Origin of the sequence: Acinetobacter sp. AS5 (assembly GCF_048957595.1) — a bacterium.
Lineage (GTDB): Bacteria > Pseudomonadota > Gammaproteobacteria > Pseudomonadales > Moraxellaceae > Acinetobacter.
Window position 1 is genome coordinate 1 of sequence record NZ_JARDAL010000004.1, and the last position, 20,275, is coordinate 20,275.

At 43.4% G+C, this 20,275-nt stretch carries 19 protein-coding genes; 13 read left to right on the plus strand and 6 right to left on the minus strand.

Annotation, left to right across the window (positions count from 1 at the left end):
* Positions 1–335: 335 nt before the first annotated feature.
* The 3 genes from PV763_RS02435 to PV763_RS02445 all read left to right on the plus strand — a co-directional run bounded on the left by PV763_RS02435 (position 336) and on the right by PV763_RS02445 (position 4,505).
* On the plus strand, positions 336–2,342 hold the full coding sequence (locus tag PV763_RS02435; protein ID WP_314136471.1) for a hypothetical protein: 2,007 nt from the start codon (positions 336–338) through the stop codon (positions 2,340–2,342).
* 90 nt (positions 2,343–2,432) lie between these two features.
* A complete protein-coding gene (locus PV763_RS02440) occupies positions 2,433–4,148 on the plus strand; it encodes an AAA family ATPase (protein ID WP_314136468.1) in 1,716 nt (571 codons plus the stop codon).
* Between the two features lie 30 nt (positions 4,149–4,178).
* Positions 4,179–4,505, plus strand: coding sequence for a gamma-glutamylcyclotransferase family protein (locus PV763_RS02445; protein WP_314136466.1), 327 nt, complete (start codon positions 4,179–4,181; stop codon positions 4,503–4,505).
* A 259-nt stretch (positions 4,506–4,764) separates the two neighbouring features.
* Here the strand turns inward: PV763_RS02445 and PV763_RS02450 are convergent, their stop codons facing one another.
* Entirely contained in the window at positions 4,765–5,217 is a 453-nt protein-coding gene (locus PV763_RS02450; protein WP_004645490.1) for a DUF441 domain-containing protein, read from the minus strand.
* 140 nt (positions 5,218–5,357) lie between these two features.
* Here PV763_RS02450 and PV763_RS02455 point away from each other — a divergent pair, with 140 nt between their 5' ends.
* Complete coding sequence (locus tag PV763_RS02455; protein ID WP_085064975.1) at positions 5,358–6,065, plus strand: pseudouridine synthase; 708 nt, start codon at positions 5,358–5,360, stop codon at positions 6,063–6,065.
* 43 nt (positions 6,066–6,108) lie between these two features.
* Here PV763_RS02455 and PV763_RS02460 read toward each other — a convergent pair whose 3' ends face one another.
* From PV763_RS02460 to PV763_RS02470, 3 genes are all read right to left on the minus strand, one after another.
* Positions 6,109–6,552 carry a GNAT family N-acetyltransferase gene (locus PV763_RS02460; protein WP_004278907.1) on the minus strand — a complete coding sequence of 148 codons (444 nt, stop codon included), beginning with the start codon at positions 6,550–6,552 and terminating at the stop codon, positions 6,109–6,111.
* Between the two features lie 97 nt (positions 6,553–6,649).
* Positions 6,650–6,997, minus strand: coding sequence for a type II toxin-antitoxin system RelB/DinJ family antitoxin (locus PV763_RS02465; protein ID WP_114542513.1), 348 nt, complete (start codon positions 6,995–6,997; stop codon positions 6,650–6,652).
* A gap of 114 nt (positions 6,998–7,111) precedes the next feature.
* On the minus strand, positions 7,112–8,020 hold the full coding sequence (locus tag PV763_RS02470) for a pseudouridine synthase (RefSeq protein WP_314136463.1): 909 nt from the start codon (positions 8,018–8,020) through the stop codon (positions 7,112–7,114).
* A gap of 126 nt (positions 8,021–8,146) precedes the next feature.
* Here PV763_RS02470 and tsaE point away from each other — a divergent pair, with 126 nt between their 5' ends.
* The 4 genes from tsaE to hfq all read left to right on the plus strand — a co-directional run bounded on the left by tsaE (position 8,147) and on the right by hfq (position 12,151).
* Complete coding sequence (gene tsaE, locus PV763_RS02475) at positions 8,147–8,626, plus strand: tRNA (adenosine(37)-N6)-threonylcarbamoyltransferase complex ATPase subunit type 1 TsaE (RefSeq protein WP_004645485.1); 480 nt, start codon at positions 8,147–8,149, stop codon at positions 8,624–8,626.
* Entirely contained in the window at positions 8,616–10,583 is a 1,968-nt protein-coding gene (gene mutL / locus PV763_RS02480; protein ID WP_314136461.1) for a DNA mismatch repair endonuclease MutL, read from the plus strand. Before tsaE ends, mutL begins: the two co-directional genes overlap by 11 nt.
* Before the next feature lie 6 nt (positions 10,584–10,589).
* Entirely contained in the window at positions 10,590–11,534 is a 945-nt protein-coding gene (gene miaA / locus PV763_RS02485; protein ID WP_314136458.1) for a tRNA (adenosine(37)-N6)-dimethylallyltransferase MiaA, read from the plus strand.
* A gap of 92 nt (positions 11,535–11,626) precedes the next feature.
* A complete protein-coding gene (gene hfq / locus PV763_RS02490) occupies positions 11,627–12,151 on the plus strand; it encodes an RNA chaperone Hfq (protein ID WP_213687419.1) in 525 nt (174 codons plus the stop codon).
* A 118-nt stretch (positions 12,152–12,269) separates the two neighbouring features.
* Here the strand turns inward: hfq and PV763_RS02495 are convergent, their stop codons facing one another.
* Positions 12,270–13,577, minus strand: a complete 1,308-nt coding sequence (locus PV763_RS02495; protein WP_314136455.1) for a peptidylprolyl isomerase — start codon at positions 13,575–13,577, stop codon at positions 12,270–12,272.
* Positions 13,577–16,030, minus strand: a complete 2,454-nt coding sequence (locus PV763_RS02500; protein WP_314136452.1) for an LPS assembly protein LptD — start codon at positions 16,028–16,030, stop codon at positions 13,577–13,579. Before PV763_RS02500 ends, PV763_RS02495 begins: the two co-directional genes overlap by 1 nt.
* A gap of 121 nt (positions 16,031–16,151) precedes the next feature.
* Between PV763_RS02500 and PV763_RS02505 the strand changes: the two genes are divergently transcribed.
* The 5 genes from PV763_RS02505 to PV763_RS02525 all read left to right on the plus strand — a co-directional run bounded on the left by PV763_RS02505 (position 16,152) and on the right by PV763_RS02525 (position 20,265).
* The gene (locus PV763_RS02505; RefSeq protein ID WP_314136449.1) at positions 16,152–17,165 is read left to right on the plus strand and encodes a phosphotransferase; all 1,014 of its coding nucleotides are present in this window, start codon (positions 16,152–16,154) and stop codon (positions 17,163–17,165) included.
* Positions 17,166–17,855, plus strand: coding sequence for an N-acetylmuramate alpha-1-phosphate uridylyltransferase MurU (murU, locus tag PV763_RS02510; protein WP_314136447.1), 690 nt, complete (start codon positions 17,166–17,168; stop codon positions 17,853–17,855).
* A gap of 85 nt (positions 17,856–17,940) precedes the next feature.
* Entirely contained in the window at positions 17,941–18,573 is a 633-nt protein-coding gene (gene rsmG / locus PV763_RS02515) for a 16S rRNA (guanine(527)-N(7))-methyltransferase RsmG (RefSeq protein ID WP_004278890.1), read from the plus strand.
* Positions 18,574–18,598: 25 nt separating this feature from the next.
* A complete protein-coding gene (locus PV763_RS02520; protein ID WP_004278889.1) occupies positions 18,599–19,381 on the plus strand; it encodes a ParA family protein in 783 nt (260 codons plus the stop codon).
* Entirely contained in the window at positions 19,378–20,265 is an 888-nt protein-coding gene (locus PV763_RS02525; protein WP_191112507.1) for a ParB/RepB/Spo0J family partition protein, read from the plus strand. The genes PV763_RS02520 and PV763_RS02525 overlap by 4 nt, the downstream gene beginning before the upstream one ends.
* The last annotated feature ends 10 nt before the right edge of the window (positions 20,266–20,275 follow it).

The following is a 20,275-nucleotide window of genomic DNA, read 5'->3' on the forward strand; positions in this document are numbered from 1 at the left end:
TGGTTGATCGACTCAGTCGATGAGTTATTTCGAGTTTTTTTCGAATCTTGTATGAATAATAAAGTAGTTTGACTATAGCTTGCAACAGCATATTTATACGGGTTTGGCAGCGCTCACTGTGCAGCGTCAGCAAGATCAGCAGGCAAACGAATCCTCGTTGTAAATCCAAGTTATGACATATTGAGATGCGCTATATTTAGAAGTCATCCTACAGTGCTGTTTTATTGTGCAAGTGATGCCATAATGTATTTTTAAGTGTTCATTGATTGGCGATCAAGGACTCAGCATGATCCAATATAAAAATAAGATGATTCTAAGATGACCGAGGTGTACGTATGGAACAGGAAAGCTTGGTAGCATCTTTAAGGTTATTGGCACAACAGTGTTTACGGATTTCTCCAGAGCTGAACCAACTTTATCTTGATCAGATGGCGATGATTGGTCATTTGAATGCACAAAATTTAATAAAAATTCAGCAGGATCAGTGCCGGATTGAATTGCTGGATGGTCTGTTTTATATCCAGTTTCATACTCCCTATGCACTAGACTCTGGAGCTGCACCTGCTTTGGTTGACAGTCATTTTTATTTTCAGCAATGTAAGGCAGAAGCCCTGGAGGAATTCTTTTTACAGGATATCTATTTCCTGACTGGCGATTTAAAACCACAGCATTCGCTGTATTTACGCGACAAAGCCAAACAGTTACGTCAGCTTATCCTGGCTCAGGTTTATGCGTGGGTTAATGGCCTGGAACGGGTGTCCGAATTTTTGCAGCAAATGTCGATTGTTCAAGCTGAGATTATCGACCAGCAGCTGATCAAGGCCGGGTTGTATACAGCACCTGTCATGCAAAACTTTATTCAGGATGAACAAGAGATTCCACAGCAGATTCTTGAAAGCTTGCAACAGGCTTTTTCTTTGGAGTGTCTACAGCAGGATGAATTCCTGTCGATCCAGTCATTGATGGACAGTCTGGATGAGTTCTGTTTTAGCGCCGCACAGTTTTTGCCTCCGGCACTGTTCCGGATTATGTCGCTGTCTTTTGAAGAGCGCTTTAATCTGCATGAATTGAATGATCATACTGATGATATCTGTTTGCTATATCGGCATGCTGAGGAGCAAAGTAATTTGCTCGGTTTTGTCCGATTGATGAACCGGGACGTGCGGCATCGGGATGATTTATTATCCAAACGGAATTTCCTGGAAAATCATCCGTATTTATGGCAGAAAAAAGTAGCCCGATTGCCACTATTTGATTGTCATCGTGCCGTGAACTGGATCTTCAAGCAACCGGCCGAGGTACTGGACTGGATCAGTAATAATATCCAGCATAGCAGTGTACGCGTTGCAGTAACTGCCTTAAGTTTTGTAGACAGCCATCATATTCATCCCCAGATTATTTTGGCGACTTTGCAATATTTTCAATATGTCTCGGCGCGACTGTTTATTCATAGCATGCATGAATATGCAATCCAGCATGACTGGTTTCAGCATCAGTATAATCAGGCGGTGGTATTAAAAGGCACACGCCAATCGATTGAGGATCAGCGGATTGCGATTAGCCCTTCAATTCTGTATCTGGACGAATGGATGGAGCTGCTGCGCAATGTGGTTAAAATGGATGATCAGCTGACTAAAAAGGTTTATCTGAACTTGAGCCGGATGATGCAGGCTTATATGCAGCATTTATATAAAATTACGGCGCATTTACCCGATGAGGTTCTGGTGTATATTCAGCCTCAAAGCCAGCAGAACCGTGATTTCTATAATGTTCTGCACCGCTATCGAATTCCTTTTACTGAGTTCAGGCAGCTATTTTATTTGCAAAGCGGGCATGTACGGGAGTCGCTCTTTGACAGTTATGTGCGTGACTATCTGGTAGAGTATTTTTCCAGCCATACAGAAATACCGAAAAATCTGAGCTGGACCAGTTTGTTTAATCAGGCGGTCGTCTGGCATGATCAGATTCAAAAGCAGGAAATGATCGCCAAGCTGAAAAAACAGTTTGCACTGGTGAACTGGACGCCAATCACTCAGGTTTCATTTTTACTGTATTTCAACTGGCGTTTTGAAGAGCTTAAAACTTTGGATCGGATTTTAGAGGAATCTAAAATTTTCAGGAACTGTCTGGCGGCAAGCTATGCTCAGCAAATTGTGGAAAGGCAGTATGTGGCCTTTCGTATGTCTCATCCTGCTGTGCGCCTACCCTTGATCTTGGGGTGTCAATTGGTCAATGGACAGGTGATCTTTGATCAGCTGGAATATCCGAACAATCAGAAAGCAGAAGCTGAATACAGCAATATCGCCATGCATTTTATTAACTGGCTCAACTTGCAAGCCTGACAGTTCAATACAGCTTGTTTTCCTCCATGATGCTTAACTTTTCCGCTAAAAATCGTTAGGCTATAGCCGTTCTTTTACGGTATTGCTCTTATGAAACAGGAAACTGCCCTTAAGTTACTCAAAGCAGGAGAAAATGTCTTTTTAACCGGTTCTGCCGGTGCAGGAAAAACCTATACGCTGAATCAATATATTAATTATTTAAAGGCACGTAAGGTCGCCGTCGCGATTACCGCATCGACCGGTATTGCAGCCACACACATGAATGGTATGACTATTCATACCTGGGCAGGCATTGGCATTAAAGACTTTTTGTCTGAAGAAGACTTAAAGCGGATGAAAGAGCGCAAATACTTAAAAGAACATCTGGAAAATGCGCAAGTCCTGATTATTGACGAAATTTCAATGCTGCATGCCAAGCAGCTGAATCTGGTCAATCAGGTATTGAAATATTTCAAAGAAAGTGATGAAGCTTTCGGTGGTATTCAGGTGATTGTAGCAGGGGACTTTTTCCAGTTACCGCCAGTCGGTAAAAATGATGAGCGCAACCGCGACAAATTCTGCTTTATGTCGGATGCCTGGGTCGAAGCCAAGTTTCGCGTTTGCTACCTAACTGAGCAGCATCGTCAGGGCAATGATTATTTGAATGACATTCTGAATGCGATCCGTGCGCAGGCGATTAGCCATGAACACCGCACTGCTTTACAGGCCACGCGACATCAAGAAATTGGTGATACCTATACGCGCCTGTATACGCATAATATGGATGTGGACAGTATTAACTTTAAACATCTGAATGAAATTGACAATGATCCGCGCCAGTTTGATGCGCAGTGTGATGGCAATGAAAAGCTGATCGAGACTTTAAAATCGTCAGTGCGAGCGCCTGAAGCCTTAACCCTGAAAAAACATGCCAAAGTCATGTTTGTGAAAAACAACTTTGATATGGGTTATATCAACGGCAGTTTGGGCGAAGTGATCAGTTTTGAAGAAGATGATGAATATGGTGTGCTGCCTAAAGTCAAACTGACCGATGGCACTACATTGGTGGTTGAGCCTGAAACCTGGTCGGTAGACAATGAGGCCGGTAAAACCATTGCCAGTTTCCAGCAGATTCCATTGCGTCTGGCCTGGGCGATTACCATTCATAAATCACAAGGCATGACCCTGGAAGCTGCCGAGATTGACCTGAGCCATACTTTTGAAAAAGGACAGGGCTATGTCGCGTTGTCCCGTTTGAAAAGCTTAAATGGCCTACGATTAAAAGGTTTTAATGAGCAGGCTTTGGAACTCGATAGTCTGGCAATTAAAGCCGATCGCCGTTTTCAAGAACTTTCTGATGAAGCCGAAGCGAATTTTGAAAATGTCGATTTGACGGCACAGCATAAGGCCTTTATCCGACATTGTGGCGGGACTTTGAATGAAGTTGAAATCCAGCGCAATGAGAAGAAAATTTCCAAGAATGGGGGTAAGCAAAGCTATGCCGCTGCAACGCTAGACGAAACGCGTGAACTGTTTGAAGAAGGTTATGAAATTGCCGATATCGCGACTGAACGTGGTTTGACCCCGGCAACCATCATCAATCATTTGGGGCGTTTGCATAAAGAGCAGGGGCTGGATATCTCGCTGGCACATCCGGGTGAGGAAGTGGTGGAACAGGTGCGCAAGATTTATAAACGCCTAACCAAGCGTCAAAACTTGGAACATTTTAATGATGACGGTTCAATTAAGCTGCGTCCGATTGTGGAATTGACCACGCCTAAAATGGCTTATGACCAGGTGCGTCTGGCTCTACTATTTGTAGAATAATCATCAAAATGATGTTTAAGAGTTCTTAAGATGCACAGTTTATTCGTATACGGCACGCTTCGTCCCCAGCAACCCAATGCCCCCGTTATGGAACGGATTGGAGGAAGCTGGAAAGCTGGTTATATTCGTGGGTATTTGCAGCAGCGTGGTTGGGGTGCTGAACTGGGTAGCCCGGGTATTCAGCTCAGTGATTCGGGAGAGATTGTTCCGGGTTATGTATTCATATCCGAGAATCTTCCCCAATATTGGAATGAGCTGGATGCATTTGAAGGCGATGAATATCAACGTATCCCGGTTAAAGTATATTTGGAAAATGGTCAGACGATAGAAAGTTTGGTCTATGCTTTGAAAGATTAGACTGGGGTGTGTCATTTATTGAATTTCAAATTTTTATCAGGTCAGAGCTTCAAAGATCATAACTTTCCTTTGACTTGGTTTCAAAAGATTGAATTAATAAAGTATTCCGTTGATCTGATAGTATCTTCTGAGCAAGCCTGAAGCATTGCTTTAGAGCTTAGCGCAAGATAATCAACGGGTGGTCTGCATATTTCCGGTCATGTGATGTATTTTTGAGAAATTATTGCATACTGGGAATACGCGCTGATGATTTGTACATTTATTGTGTACTAATCAATAACGATAAAATCCCAGCCGCAATTAAAGGACCGACTGGAACACCGCGTAATACTGCTACACCAGCCACTGTGCCTAATAACAGTCCGGCCACCACATCTGGCTGATTTGACATCAGCTTCACTCCACGTCCGCCCAGCCAAGCAACAAAAACCCCAATCGCGATTGCCAGCAAAGACTTCCAGCTCAGGAAAGATTTGAGAATACTTTCTCCTGAAATTTTGCCACTGGCAATCGGTGTCAGAACACCAATGGTCAGAATAATAATGCCGATATTTAAACCATGCGCCTGTACATAAGGCAATAAACTGCTGAGAGGCGTGATTTTCAAAACGATTAACACCGCTGCAGCAATGGTGACGGCGCTATTGTGACTGAAAATACCGCAAGCCAGTAAAACCAAAAGAACAATCAGATTCAGATCAAGTTGCGACATAAGCGGGAGAGAAAGAATGAAAAATAAAGCTATTGTAGAGCTTTTCAACGCATGATACCTAGAAAACAGCGGAAGAAACCAAATTCATGACTGTTTCAGGATAGAATGCACAGGTCTTCACTCGATACAGGTATAAACAGATGCTATTGGAAAAAATGTTGCAGTCACAAGGTTTCGGCTCCCGCAAGCATTGTCAGCAACTGATTAAAAATGGTGCTGTTTCAATTCAAGATGAAGTGGTTGACAATCCTAAATATAACCTGGATTTAAATCATTTAAATTTCGAGGTTTATGGTAAAAGTCATACCTATCGGGAAAAAGTGTATATCGCCTTAAACAAACCACAAGGCTACGAGTGTTCGCATCAGGCGACGCATCATTTTAGTGTATTTGACCTGTTTGATGACATTTTGCTGAATCGGGGGATTCAGTGTGTAGGCCGTCTGGATCAGGATACCACCGGACTATTATTGCTGACCGATGATGGACAGTTTCTGCAAGCGCTCACCCATCCGAAAAAGCATGTCGCCAAAGTTTATCAGATGCAAACTGCGGATGCCGTCACGGATGAACAGATTCAGCAACTAGAACAAGGTGTTGAATTAAGAAATGAAAAAGGCATTTTTTCAGCTACCGAAGTGACACGATTGGCTGAAAATCGTCTGCAAATGACCATTCATCAAGGCGTCTATCATCAGGTGAAGCGTATGCTGGCTGCAGTAGGTAATAAAGTTGAACAGCTACATCGTGCACAGATTGGTGCTTTGGCCTTACTTGAACTGGTTGAAGGGGAATGGCTGTATTTAAATGCAGAACAGGTGGCGCAGGCCAAATTCCGCTCAGAATAATAAATTTTTTATTCGCTTGAAATATGATTAAAAAGACTGGTGTTTATTTCAGGAAACAGTGATAGGTCTGAAATTCATCATCCTTGATAAATCCCATAGATTCGTACAATTTATGCGATTGATAATTATTTTTTTGGGTTTCCAAGGTAATTCTTAAGGCCTGTTCATGTTTGGCAAATAAAATCGCGGTATCAATCAGTTGTTTGGCTGCGCCCTGACGCCGAAAAACCGGCGTGATATAGACATCATCCAGAATATAATAGGTCGAGCAGGCCACTGAAGAAAAACCCAGATACAGGATAATAAAGCCGGTAAAAGTATCATCTTTGGTATTAATGAAAATGACAGTCTGCCCATCTTCAAAACGCTGTTTTAAAAATTGGTAAGAGAGTTCAGGGTTGGAAGACGTACCATAAAACTGTCGATATTCATCAAATAATACCGCCAGCTGATTCAGGTCTGCTGACTGGGCGCGTCGTACAAGCATTGCATACTCCATGCTAATTTTTTATTGATTATCAGCATCAAGCATAGCGAAGTTTATGAGTGGCAGGCTTTAGAAATTGTTCGGAAATGCAACAATGTTAAATTTTGTCGCTTTCACCCAAAATGGCATTCAGTTCTTCAAATAAATCAAGATGATCATCATCCAACTGGATATCCTGATCATCCAGCAGATTCAGGGCAGAACTGGAAAGCGCATTTTGCTCGGTTTTCGCTTCATTTTGTTTTAGCTTGCGCAGGCGAATCAGTTGTTCTAGGTTGATATTCTGGTTTTCAATCGAGAAGGGGATCGATTTGGTAATCACCACTTGCTTGAAAAAAAGACGCACGGCCTGAGCTGGCGTAATCCCCAATTGCTTAAATACTGCAAAGGCTTGTTTCTTCTCTTGCGAGTCCAAGCGAATTTGATAAACTTCAGTTTTTCTCATAATATTTTTAAAGCTTTAAATTACTTAACTTTTCGCCTTTATTCTAATCAATTACGTTTGAAATTCAATCTTAAAGCGACCGATTTTAGAAAATAATCTGTAATGACAAGCGATTTACAGTGTCAATTCAAGTTGCGAGCTGAAATTCATGCTTTTCTGCGTGATCGGATCGATGAATTGAATATGTTTGGCCAATAAACTTAAAGGGGCAGAAAAATCATCTTCCGCCTTGTGTGCTACCTGTGGATAAAAGGGATCATGACGGATCGGAATACCCAGATGATTCAAGTGCACCCGTAATTGATGCTGCTTGCCAGTATGCGGTTTCAACTCGTATTTGGCCCATTCTGTGTTGTGTTCCAGCAGGTCAATCGCTGTCTCGCTATTTGGCGTTCCGTCTAGCACGTGCATGATATAAAAAGGCTGTCCCTTTTCCATTCTTAATCGCGTGATCAATGGAAATTTTAAATCAGGTTGATAAGCTGCAATCGCATGATAAGTCTTCTGCACTTGACGTGTAGCAAACATCTGCTGATATAGGCCACGCGATTCCACGCATTTGGAAATTAGGACCACACCTGCCGTTTCACGGTCCAGTCGGTGAATAGGCGTTAAATGTTCATTACTAGTTTGTTTTTTAAGACGAACCAATAGCGTTTCCTGCACATATTGTCCGGTCGGATTCATGGTCAAAAAATGCGGTTTATCGACCACCATGAAATGCTCATTTTCAAATAAAATCTGATGTTGAAAAGGCACATGCACTTCATGTGCCAAAAAGCGGTAATAAAAACAGTGGCTATTGGGCTGAAATGGACTTTCTGTGGTTAATTGATTGCCCTGAGCATCATAGACCAGACCTTCGTTGAAACGGGACTGCCATTCATCTGCTGTGATATGCGCGAATTGTGTGCATAAATAAGCAAAAACTGTCAGGGACGCATCCGGACTGGCTGGCAAAAATACTTTACTGGCACTGACCCCATTGAGCATGGTCGGGTTAAATTCAACAGTTGGTTGCATGGCAGGCAGATTAACCTCTTAAGGAACAGATGCTGTGAAAAAATACAGTTTCTCACACGGGTGAATAGGCTTTTAAAGCGTGGCGATGCTATCATATTTATTCTTTTGCATCATGTCGTGAGTAATATGCCTTATTCATTTAATGTCACTTTAAATCATGAAGACGATACCCAAAAACTAGCCAAGGTTCTGGCGGAGAATTTCCCTGCGGGGGTCGTGTATCTGATTGGTGACCTAGGGGCAGGAAAAACGACGTTAACACGTTATTATTTGCAACAGCTGGGTCATAAAGGTTCAGTGAAAAGTCCAACTTATACACTGGTCGAACCCTATCAAATTAATGGTCAGGATATTTTTCATTTTGACTTGTATCGTCTGAATGATCCGTATGAACTGGAACTGATGGGCATCCGGGATTACCTGGAAACACCGAATGCGCTATTTTTATTTGAATGGCCATCTAAAGGTGGTGATGAAATTCCGCAAGCTGACCTGATTATTGAAATTTTAAAATCTGAAGATGAACTTACCCGTACTGCAAGCCTGATTTCATCGAATCTTGCTTTACGAGAGGCTCTGGAGCGTCAATTTTCACATGTCGAATGATTTAAGTCTGCGCCGTATTCGTGCCCTTGATCCTGCACTTGCCAACCAGATTGCCGCAGGTGAGGTGATTGAACGTCCGGCTTCTGTGGTCAAGGAGTTACTGGAAAACTCGATTGATGCGGGGGCGACAGAGCTGATCATTCGGGTCGAACAGGGCGGCAGTACTTTAATTGAAATCATCGACAATGGACGCGGAATTCATCATGAGGATTTACCGCTGGCCGTGATGCGTCATGCCACCAGCAAAATCCAGAGTGCTGATGAGCTGTATGCGATTAGCAGTCTGGGCTTTCGTGGCGAAGCACTGGCGTCGATAGCAGCAGTTTCACGCCTGACCATGATCAGCAGTCAAAGTGACGAGGGCATCGGTTATCAGGTCGAAGTCAATGGCACGGCTTTTGATCATCAGGAAATTCAGGCTGTTGCGGCCTCAAAAGGGATGCATATCCGGGTTCAGGATTTGTTTTTTAATGTGCCTGCACGGCGTAAATTCCTGAAAAAACCGGGCACTGAATTTGGTCATATCGAAGAAATTGTGCGCCGTATGGCACTGACGCATTTTGATATCCGTTTTGTGCTGGAACATAATGAAAGCATCAAACTGAATTTACCTGTAGCGGATAGTGGCGCTTTACGTTTTCAACGTGTACAGCAATTGCTTGGCCGCCAGTTTACTGAAAATGCCTACTGGATCGATGCAGACAGTATCAACATGCGGTTGTCTGGTTGGCTTGGCCATCCTTCAGATGCACGTGCGCAGGCTGATTTGCAGTATGTCTATGTAAATGGCCGGATTGTCAAAGACAAAACGATTTCCCATGCCTTGCGTATGGCCTATGATGGTATCTTGCATGGCCATCAGCATGCGGCTTATTTACTGTTTTTGGAAGTTGATCCGGAAAATCTTGATGTGAACGTTCATCCGACCAAGCATGAAATTCGCTTCCTGAATCAACGTGAAGTACATGAGTTTGTGCGGCATTATGCCAAGGAAACGCTGGCACAATTCCAGACTGCGACTGCGGATCTGGCCGAGGCGATGAAACAGGATCAACAGCCTAATTTTGTGGCGCCACAACCACGCTATCAGGAGCAGTTTAGCCTGCATCAGGCTGCGCATTCGCAGCAACAGGTAGCTAGAACGACATCTACTGCAGATGAAAACGAAGCTTCGGATGTACTGACCGATTTTGAATCTTCACATCCACAAGCTGTGAATTATGCCCGAGACTACAGTACATCCTATGCAGGTTCGCAGCAGCTAAATAATGCCCTGAAAAGTTATCTGGCTCCACTGAGAGAAAGTTTGGAAACCGAAGCATTCAGCCCTGAGCAGTCTTTTCAGACACATGTAAACACCAAAGTGGATGAACATCCCTTGGGTATTGCAATTGCCCAGTTACATGGCATCTATATTCTGGCGCAAAATACCGAAGGTCTGATTATTGTCGATATGCATGCGGCGCATGAACGTATCGTTTTGCAGCAAATGAAATCGGCCTGGGATAAACCTGAATTCTGGACGTCACAGCAGTTGCTGATTCCAAAGGTCGTAAATATTAGCCGGATGCAGGCCATGCGTGTCGAAGAGTTGAAAGAGCAGTTGGCGCGTTTGGGTCTGGAAATTGACCAGTATGGTGATGAGCAAGTCATCGTACGTGGTGTACCGGCTATTCTACACAAGGCTGATTTTGAGGCCCTGATTCCTGAATTATTGAATGATTTAGATCCGGGTGATCAAGCACAAAGCCTATTGCAGAAGCGTGACCAGATTCTGGCAGGCATGGCCTGTCATGGTGCAGTGCGTGCACATCGTATTTTAAGCTTGTCTGAGATGAATGCCTTGCTGCGTCAGATGGAGCAAACCGAATTTGCCAGTCAATGTAATCATGGCCGTCCGACTTGGCGCGCCTTTCCATTGGCTCAACTAGATAAACTTTTTGCTCGAGGAGAGTAGTTTTACATGTCCAATCAATTGCCGGTCATCAATTTAATGGGGCCAACTGCAAGTGGTAAAACCGCTTTGGCATGTGAACTGTATGAGCAAGGGAAATTTGAGCTGATTTCGGTCGATTCTGCGCTGGTTTATCGGGAAATGGACATTGGTACAGCCAAGCCCTCTAAAGAGGAGCTGGCGCGCTATCCGCATCATCTGATTGATATTATCAGTCCACTTGAAGTGTATTCTGCAGCCAACTTTGTCGAAGATGCTTGCCGTCTGATTGATGATATTCATATGCGCGGTAAAACCCCGATTCTAGTCGGTGGAACCATGCTGTATTTTAAGGCCTTGCTTGAAGGCTTGTCAGATAACCTACCAAGTGCAGACTATGCTATCCGGGCTGAGATCGAAGCCCAGGGTGAGCAGGAAGGCTGGGAGGCTGTTTATGCAGAATTATGTGCAGTTGATCCGATTGCCGGTGAAAAATTCAAGGTCAGCGACAAGCAGCGCATTATTCGTGCCTTGGAAGTTTTTAAATTGACTGGTGAGCCGATTACAAAACTACAGGCAGAACAACCTAAAAACTTACCATATCGTTACAGTTTCCATAATTATGCGCTGATGCCAGATCGGTTAGAATTACATGGGCGTATTGAACAACGTCTGGAAATTATGTGGAAAAGCGGTTTTTTAAATGAAGTTGTAAATTTAATTGAAAAATACGATTTTAATGAAAATTTACCTTCCATGCGTTCAGTGGGTTATCGTCAGGCTATAGAATTCTTAAAAAATGCTGATAAAACCAAGGAAAAGCAACTGGAAATGGAGGATAAAGCTTTATTTGCGACACGACAACTTGCAAAACGTCAATATACGTGGTTAAGGTCTTTGCAAGAAAAGCATAAATTTACAACATATTTTACGCTACAGCAAGCTCAAGAAGACTTGCGAAACTGTCACGGATAAAGCAAAATTTAGGGACTATCTTTTTTATAATTTTTAATTGAAAAATAGAGATAGTTTTTGCGCTGATTTTTAATTTTTTTTGGAGTTATAACATGTCTAAAGGTCAAACTTTACAAGATCCATTCTTGAATTCTCTCCGTAAGGAACGTATCCCAGTATCTATCTTCCTGGTAAACGGTATTAAATTACAAGGTCATATCGAATCTTTTGACCAATACGTGGTTTTATTAAAAAATACAGTAAGCCAAATGGTTTATAAGCATGCAATTTCAACTGTAGTACCTGCACGTAATCCACGTCCTGCTGGCGCGCCTGCTGGTCCACAAGGTGCGGGCTTCGGTGGTCAAGGTGCTGCAGGTGGCTTTGGTGGCGGTCAAGGTGCTGGCGGCTTCGGTGGTCAAGGTGGCTTCGGCGGTCAAGGTGGCTTCGGCGGTCAAGGTGGCTTTGGCGGTCAAAGCGGTGGCTTCGGCGGTCAAGGCGGCTTCGGTGGTCAAGGTGCCGGTTTTGGTGGTCAAGGCGGCTTCAGTGGTCAAGGTGCTGGCTTTGGTGGTCAAGGTGCTGGTTTTGACAACGATACTAAATTTGAAGACTCTTCAGACGATGAAAACAATCGTTAATTGAGTTTGAAAATTAAAAAACCTCTCAATGAGAGGTTTTTTTATATCTGTACGTTTTAAGCTGTTTAAATAAAAAAGCCAACGAGATGTCGTTGGCTTTTTAAGATTCTGGTAAGGCTTAACGGTTACGTTTAGGATCCAGTTGCGGATCTTTGATTTCTACATAAGCATTATTGCGCGTTTCACGTAACCAGCTGTCTAATTCGGCATCAAATTGACGTTCACCCAGTAATTGACGGGCCATACGTTCTTGATATTCTTGTGTCATATCTTGTTGACGTGTTTCACTCACTTGCAGAATATGCCAGCCAAACTGGGATTGAAACGGTTTACTGAACTGACCTACTGGGGTGCTTTTCATTTGCTGTTCAAATTCAGGCACCATCACACCTGGGCTAACCCAACCAAGACTTCCGCCATCACGAGCCGAGCCAGTATCATTAGAGAAAGTTGAAGCTAAAACAGTAAAATCTTCACCTTGTTTCAGGCGGTTATACAGACTGTCAATCATCTGCTTGGCATTTTCAGGACTTACCACTTCAGACGGTTGAATCAGAATGTGTCGTGTTAAGTATTGCGGAACAAGGGCTTTCTGCTCGCCACCTTTACGTTCCAAGAGCTTTAGAACATGTACACCATCAGCCACAGGAATCAGTTCAGACGTCTGACCCGGCTGCAGGGTGGTCACGCGTGCAGCCAGTTCTGCCGGAATTTCTGACAGGCTTCTCACACCCATATCAGCAGCTTCGACTTTAATGCCACCAGTGCTGTACTTTTTGCTGATCGCCTGAATGTCATTACTGCTAATTAATTCTTGCTTTACCTGTGTGGCAACTTGTTCAGCATTTTCACCGCTTACCCGTAAATGCAGTACATGGACCTGACTGCCAAGCAAAGCCTGACCTTGCGGGGTATTTAGGAAGTTTTTAACATCTTGGTCTGTGATCTGAATGCGTGAAGTCACGATTTGTTGACGTAAACGATTCAATGCCAGATCTTCAGCAATACGGTTACGTAAAGAAGCATAGGTATTCGGCGCCATGGCATCCAGTTTCTGCTGGAAAGCTTCCAGACTCGGTGAACCAGAATCACGGGCAACTTTCAGGACGGCTTCATTTAAAGATTTTTCATCTGGACGAATATTATAACGTTTAACTTGTTCAAGCTGTGCCTGACGAATAATTAGTTGCTCTAAGGCTTGTTGCTCAAGATATTGTTGTGGTGGAACGGCCTTTTTCTGTTTTTGCAGCTGATGTGAGATTTCGGCTACACCTTGAGCCAGGTCACTACGCAGAATAACACTATTGTCGACTACAGCTACAACTTCATCTTTAGGTTGGGCAACAGCAAAAGTCGTCATCGCTGAAGAAAGGCATAGCGCAAGTGCGGTTGCTTTAAAAATTTGTTTTAACTGTTTTGTCTTCATTAACGTTCTGTCCAAGTTTGATTGATATTGTTAAAACCTAGAATACGATTTTCTAGTAATGAGGTGAGTTTGCTGCTTAACCCACCTAAGCCTTTCAGGCTGACTTCGGCCATAATGGCGCGTTTGGCTTTGACGTTTGCATCATTAACGTCATCTAAGTCATTGTAATATGAGCGACCATAAACAGAAACTCCCCAACAGCATGACTCATAGTTCACGCCAAGTAAATATTCCCGTGTGATACTATTATCCAGGTCAAATTGCGCATGTCCAACCAGACGCCAGTTGTTGGCAATCGGCTGGATAAATGAACCCACGATCTGGTCATAGTTGTCCTGACGGTTCGGAATATCTTTACGATAGAAATAGCCTAAGTTATAAAGATTGCCTTGATCACCGGTATAATAAACCTGCACATCGCGTTGGGCATTCGATCCATTCGACATCCAGCTTGAGTTCAGATTAACGTGAACATTATTTGACAGTTGACTCGTCAGTTGAATAACAGGGCCGGTATGGCTTTCACGGTCAAATTCATCTGCGTCATTTTCCAGTGTCACACGACGATCTTCAAAGAAAAAGCTCTGTCCAATGCTGGCACGCAGACGCTCCAGACCTTCTTCATTAAATAGGCTATAGCTCAGACCTAAGGAGGCGAAGTTGTTGTCTTCCAGGCGGTCATTACCATAAAAGCGACGCGCACTGAAAAGTTGATCATAATTAATCGAAGCAACGACTGAATCAAAGTTCGGCTGATTCTGCTGGTTTTCATATGGTGAATAGGCGTAGAACAGACGAGGCGTTAAGGTCTGTAGATACGTACCTTCTTTTTCGAAAATTAAACCGGTGTCCAGCGTGAATTGTGGTACCACAATTGAATTATTTTCACTAGACGCGCTACGGCTTTGGGTTTTTTCATCATAGAAAGTATTGATGTTGCGTACAGTCGCCTGAGGAATGAAGAATGACCACGGGGTATAATGGTTATAACGCACGGAAAAGTCGTTATAGATTCGTGTACCACTTGGTTGATATACCTTCTCACCCGTTGGGTCAGTATCGGCGAAATTTCGTAGGTCTTTCTGGAAATAAGCCGTATCGTTATTAAACTCAAGCTGTAATCCCAATGGATTGCCAGTTTTATAATTGACTAAAAGCTGCGGCAAACGTGCATAAGGACGGTCTTCATCCAGTACGGTTGGATCTAGGGTTTGGAAATCTTCGACTTTGAATTGTGCCTTTAAGCCAGGAATACCATTTTTGTAATTGACTTCCCAGGCACGGCGTAAGTTCAGATCAGTTTTAGAGTTCGGGTTGTTATCCAGATCGGCGAAGTAATCTTTGTCTGAAGCGTAGTTATATTCAAGGTTGGTGGAGAGCTGATTATTGATCTGCCAGTTATGTAAGAAATGCAGGCTTTTACGGTCTTCATCGCTATAGCTTTCATCAGAAAGTAAATAACCTCCCCAAATACGGCCTTCACCATAATTCTCAGTCAAATAACGGAACTCGCCATCCAGCATTGCACCGCGATCGCCAATATAACGCGGCGTAATCGTCGCATCATATTGCGGTGCTAAATTCAGGTAAACCGGAACACCCAGTTCCAGACCACCATCATTGGTAAAGCCAAATGTGGGGGTTAGAATACCAGTAGTGCGGCGGTCATCAATCGGGAAGTTAAAATAGGGAACTGCCAAGACCGGAACATCTTTGACATAGAGTTTGGTATTACGGGTTTCACCACGTCCAGTTTCCTGGTTCAGCTTGATTTTTTCTGCCTGGATTTTCCAAGTCGGTTTTTGCTCAGGTGGACAGGTGGTATAGGTCGCATTTTCCAGTTCTACCGTCTCGGTCGAGGTTCTGGCGATCTTTTCAGCACGACCATGCGCATGTTGCTGTTCTGCGATATAGAAGCTGTTATTTAGATCGCCTTGCTGGGTTTTCAGATTATAGTTGATATCATCACTTTGCGAGATTAATCCACCTTGCGCAAGTTGTACTCGACCCTCTGCCTTGGCATAAGTCTGGGTTTGATCAATGGTTACGCGTTCGGCACGAATCTGGCGACCTTGCTGGTCAATGATGACATTGCCTTCTAAATAAGAGTCGCCTGCTGGATTGTAGTGACCATAATCTGCAGTAATGGTGGATGTAGCCTGATCTGGCGCAACGGTTGCTGCATCTGGGGCAATCGGGGTGACCCAGGCACCTTTACAGTAGGCAGAGCTTAAATATTGTCCCTGACGTTGCTGTGCTTCAGCAGAGGATTTATCGACATAATATTGCGAGAAGAATGCTTCACCTAGATAGGTCTCATTAATGCGCTGTTTGAGTTGTTCTGCGTTTACATCGGACGAGACATTTGATGCAGCATAGCCGGAGGCTGAGCTGCCACATAAAAGGGTTAAGATCGCAGTCGCTAGAGGATTTATTTTAAAGTGATGCTTCATTTGTCTCATTAACCAATCATGCTTTTATCGCAATTAATTATTGTCGCATCATAGAGAAAAAGTTGATAAGTAGCTACACTTAGCACTTTAAAAACTCAGCCTGTATTAGAATTAATTGCAAATGAATACACAACGCGAACAATTGATACAATCTTGGATTGCCTCTGTACTCGGTTCAGATCAATTTGAAACTCATTTTTTAGCAGGTGATGCCAGCTTCCGTAGTTATGCACGAATCAAACTGAATAATAAAACATTTATGCTGATGGATGCACCACCAGAAAAAGAAGATTGTGTGCCTTTTGTGACGATAGATGAGTTTTTTGATGCACATGGCGTGCGCGTTCCGCATATCGTGGCAAAAGACCTGGAAAATGGCTTTTTACTCCTTGAAGACTTTGGTGATGTGCTGCTGTCGAATCTGCTCAATGACGAGACTGTAGATGCCTATTATGAGCAAAGCTTTAAGCAGCTCATTCAGCTGCAATCGATTGCTGGAGAAGGGCATTTCCCGGCATATTCTTATGAAAAAATGATCTCAGAAATGGAATTGCTGACTGACTGGATGTTGCCAGCGTTAAAGGTTCAACCGACTGAATCAGAAAACACCTTGATCAAACGTACTTTTGCGATTCTGGCCAATGCCGCATTGGCACAGCCACAGGTGATTGTACATCGGGATTTTCATAGCCGTAACCTGATGAAAATCGACAATGAAACCGAACTCGGTGTGATTGATTTTCAGGATGCCGTGATTGGTGCAGATACTTATGACCTGATCTCGATTACCCGCGATGCCTATGTACAGTGGAATGCCGATCGTGTTTATCGCTGGTTCAAGACTTTCTATGATTTGTTGCCCGCAGCATCTAAACAAGATCGTGACTTTGTCCAGTTTAAAAAAGATGCCGATATGATGGCAATTCAACGCCATATCAAGATTTTAGGTATTTTTGTACGTCTGTTTGAGCGTGATGGTAAATCAGGTTATCTCAAAGACTTACCACGTGTGATGTGGTACTTGTTAGAAGAATCTAAGCCTTATCCGGAATTACAGCCATTTATGCAGTTTATGCATGAACGAGTAATGCCTACATTTGAAGCTAAATACGGTGCATACGAGGTGGCTGCGTAAATGAAAGCGATGATTTTGGCCGCAGGACTCGGCAATCGTATGCGCCCATTAACTTTGCATACTCCCAAGCCTTTGCTTGAGGTAGGTGGCAAACCGCTTATCGTCTGGCATATAGAGAAACTGGCTGCGATCGGTGTCACTGAAATTGTCATCAATACGGCTTGGCTCGGTGAGAAACTCGCAGAAGCTTTGGGTGATGGTTCACGATTTGGCATCAACATCCTATGGTCACATGAAGGTGAAGGTCTGGAAACAGCAGGTGGCATTATCAATGCCTTGCCGTTACTCGGTGATGAGCCTTTTATTTTATTAAATGGTGATGTCTGGACCACGATGGATTTTGCACCTTTACTGGATATTGATCTAAAGGATAATTTGGCGCATCTCGTACTTGTGCAGAACCCTGAACAACATCCAGAGGGTGATTTCACGCTTGCGGAAGGGAGAGCTTATACTTTTGATCAGCAAGTCGAAGGTGAAAACCTGACTTTTAGTGGTGTATCAGTACTTGATCCGAAGATGTTCCAAGGCTTAGAAACTGGCAAGCGTCCTTTGGCTCCGTTGCTAAAAGCAGCAATGCAGAATCAGCAGGTTGCAGCTTCTAAACTTGCAGGTATTTGGGTTGATGTAGGAACCCCGGAGCGTTTAACGGCACTGGATACGGCGATCCGTGAAGGGAAGTTTGCTTAAGTGAATATTCGCTAAGCACTGCCTACTGTGCCAATATAGAGAAAACGGTATACTTCCACCTAACTTTTTCGAGCGTAGATTGTTTATGCACATGTTTTTTCAAGAACTAAAGCAGGGTAGCCAGGCTTTGGGTTTAGAGCTATCTGATGAAGCTTTAAATTTATTACTCAAGTATCAGGATGCTTTGGTGTTGTGGAACAAAGCATACAATTTGACTGCAATCCGTGATCCTAAAGAAATGCTGGTCAAGCATCTGCTCGACAGTTTAAGTATTTTAAAGGACTTGCCTGTAGGCAGACTGCTGGATATCGGTACAGGTGGCGGTATGCCGGGCATGATCATTGCTTTATGTCAGCCTGAGCGTGAATGTGTATTACTGGATTCTAACGGTAAAAAAATTCGTTTCCTCAAGCAGTTTATTGCTGACTTAAAACTTAAAAATGTTATTGCCGTGCAAACGCGTGTAGAAAACGAAGACAGCATCAATGAGCTGGGTCAATTTGATGTGATTACCAGTCGTGCCTTTGCATCATTAACAGACTTTGTCGATGCTTCTAAGCCATATATGCACGAACAAACGATTATTGCCTCAATGAAAGGCTTAATTCCTGAAGATGAAGTTGCTACTTTAAAAAATGAATTTAGTTGTGAGATTATTGAACTTAAAGTTCCGCGCTTAGACGAACAGCGTCATTTACTTCTATTAAAACGTATTTAAGATTTTTAAAGGGATTGGGGGCAACATGGCACAAATTATTGCGATTGCAAACCAAAAAGGTGGTGTAGGTAAAACCACAACCGCAGTAAATTTGGCGGCATCTTTAGCTGTGTTAAAAAAACGTGTTTTGCTGGTCGATATGGATTCGCAAGGTAATGCGACCATGGGGTCTGGCATTCAGAAGAATGACCTGCTGTATTCGGTTACCGATGTGTTGCTGGGTGAAGTGCCGATTGAAACGGCGATATCTAAGGCGGAAGTCGGTTACAAGGTACTTGGGGCAAACCGTGATCTGGCTGGGGTTGAGTTGGCGATTGCAGAGCAGGAAGGGCGCGAGTTCATTTTACGGGATGCATTGCAGGAAATTGAATCCTCATTTGATTATATTATTGTTGATTGTGCACCGAGTCTTAGCCTGATTACTGTCAATGCTTTGGCAGCCGTGGATGGTGTGCTGATTCCAATGCAGTGTGAATATTATGCACTGGAAGGTCTGGCGGATTTAACCCAAACCATCGATCGGATTCAGCAAGCATTGAATCCGGACCTGCAAATTGTCGGTGTATTACGCACCATGTACGATGCACGTAATGCCTTAACCCGTGATGTCTCTGAAGAATTAGAACAATATTTCGGTAAAAAACTGTATGAAACCGTAATTCCACGAAATATTCGTCTGGCTGAAGCGCCAGCACACGGTTTGCCGGTGATTTATTTTGAAAAAAGCTCAAAGGGTGCAGTTGCTTACTTAAATCTGGCAGCTGAAGTATTAAAGAAAAGCAAAGTGAAAAAAGGAAGTAAAGCATGACCGTCAAGAAACGTGGACTCGCTAAAGGTCGTGGCTTGGATGCCTTGCTAGGCTCAATTCAAAAAGAAAAATTACAGATGGAAGCCCAAGGCATTGATCATGGTCAGCTAAAACAGATTGATGTGAACTTGCTCAAGCGTGGTGAATATCAACCGCGCCGTTATATCAATGAGCAGGATTTGCAGGAACTGGCAGCATCGATTGAAAAGCATGGCATCATGCAGCCCATCGTGATTCGTCCGGTTGACGATGAGCGCTATCCGTATGAAATTATTGCAGGTGAGCGTCGCTGGCGTGCTGCACAGCTGGCGGGTTTGACCGAAATTCCTGCGATTGTACGGGATCTGAATGATCAGGTTGCCATTGCACTGGCGCTGATTGAAAACATCCAGCGTCAAGATCTGAATCCGATTGATCAGGCGATGGCCTTGCAGCGTTTTCATGAAGAATTTGGCCTAAGCCATCAGGAAATTGCCGATACCGTGGGTAAAGCGCGTACGACAGTGAGTAACCTACTTCGCCTGCTTAGCCTGGCAGAAGAAGTGAAAGACTTTATGCAACAAGGTTTGCTGGATATGGGGCATGCACGTGCGATCTTAACCTTAAAAGCTAAAGATCAGCTCAAAGTTGCAGATATCGTAATTGAAAAAAGTCTGTCTGTGCGTCAAACCGAGCAGTTAGTCCGTGATTTCAATACACCTAAACAAGAAAAAGTAAAAGAAGCGGTAGCACCAGATATTCAGCAATTGACCCAGCGCCTTTCAGAGCGTTTCAGTGCAGATGTTAAAATTGACTATAACAAGCAAGGTAAAGGGAAACTGGTTATTAGCTATCACTCTTTAGAAGAACTTGATGGCATTCTTTCTATTTTAGAAGATGAATAATTTATATATT

What these genes read in the sequence shown, in the direction of transcription:
- murU (WP_314136447.1), top strand. Translation starts at nt 17,166, where the DNA reads ATGAAAGCGATGATTTTGGCCGCAGGACTCGGCAATCGTATGCGCCCA.
- PV763_RS02450 (WP_004645490.1), bottom strand. Translation starts at nt 5,217, where the DNA reads ATGTCGCAACTTGATCTGAATCTGATTGTTCTTTTGGTTTTACTGGCT.
- hfq (WP_213687419.1), top strand. Translation starts at nt 11,627, where the DNA reads ATGTCTAAAGGTCAAACTTTACAAGATCCATTCTTGAATTCTCTCCGT.
- PV763_RS02440 (WP_314136468.1), top strand. Translation starts at nt 2,433, where the DNA reads ATGAAACAGGAAACTGCCCTTAAGTTACTCAAAGCAGGAGAAAATGTC.
- PV763_RS02465 (WP_114542513.1), bottom strand. Translation starts at nt 6,997, where the DNA reads ATGAGAAAAACTGAAGTTTATCAAATTCGCTTGGACTCGCAAGAGAAG.
- rsmG (WP_004278890.1), top strand. Translation starts at nt 17,941, where the DNA reads ATGCACATGTTTTTTCAAGAACTAAAGCAGGGTAGCCAGGCTTTGGGT.
- tsaE (WP_004645485.1), top strand. Translation starts at nt 8,147, where the DNA reads ATGCCTTATTCATTTAATGTCACTTTAAATCATGAAGACGATACCCAA.
- PV763_RS02460 (WP_004278907.1), bottom strand. Translation starts at nt 6,552, where the DNA reads ATGCTTGTACGACGCGCCCAGTCAGCAGACCTGAATCAGCTGGCGGTA.
- PV763_RS02445 (WP_314136466.1), top strand. Translation starts at nt 4,179, where the DNA reads ATGCACAGTTTATTCGTATACGGCACGCTTCGTCCCCAGCAACCCAAT.
- miaA (WP_314136458.1), top strand. Translation starts at nt 10,590, where the DNA reads ATGTCCAATCAATTGCCGGTCATCAATTTAATGGGGCCAACTGCAAGT.
- PV763_RS02455 (WP_085064975.1), top strand. Translation starts at nt 5,358, where the DNA reads ATGCTATTGGAAAAAATGTTGCAGTCACAAGGTTTCGGCTCCCGCAAG.
- mutL (WP_314136461.1), top strand. Translation starts at nt 8,616, where the DNA reads ATGTCGAATGATTTAAGTCTGCGCCGTATTCGTGCCCTTGATCCTGCA.
- PV763_RS02495 (WP_314136455.1), bottom strand. Translation starts at nt 13,577, where the DNA reads ATGAAGACAAAACAGTTAAAACAAATTTTTAAAGCAACCGCACTTGCG.
- PV763_RS02520 (WP_004278889.1), top strand. Translation starts at nt 18,599, where the DNA reads ATGGCACAAATTATTGCGATTGCAAACCAAAAAGGTGGTGTAGGTAAA.
- PV763_RS02470 (WP_314136463.1), bottom strand. Translation starts at nt 8,020, where the DNA reads ATGCAACCAACTGTTGAATTTAACCCGACCATGCTCAATGGGGTCAGT.
- PV763_RS02505 (WP_314136449.1), top strand. Translation starts at nt 16,152, where the DNA reads ATGAATACACAACGCGAACAATTGATACAATCTTGGATTGCCTCTGTA.
- PV763_RS02435 (WP_314136471.1), top strand. Translation starts at nt 336, where the DNA reads ATGGAACAGGAAAGCTTGGTAGCATCTTTAAGGTTATTGGCACAACAG.
- PV763_RS02525 (WP_191112507.1), top strand. Translation starts at nt 19,378, where the DNA reads ATGACCGTCAAGAAACGTGGACTCGCTAAAGGTCGTGGCTTGGATGCC.
- PV763_RS02500 (WP_314136452.1), bottom strand. Translation starts at nt 16,030, where the DNA reads ATGAAGCATCACTTTAAAATAAATCCTCTAGCGACTGCGATCTTAACC.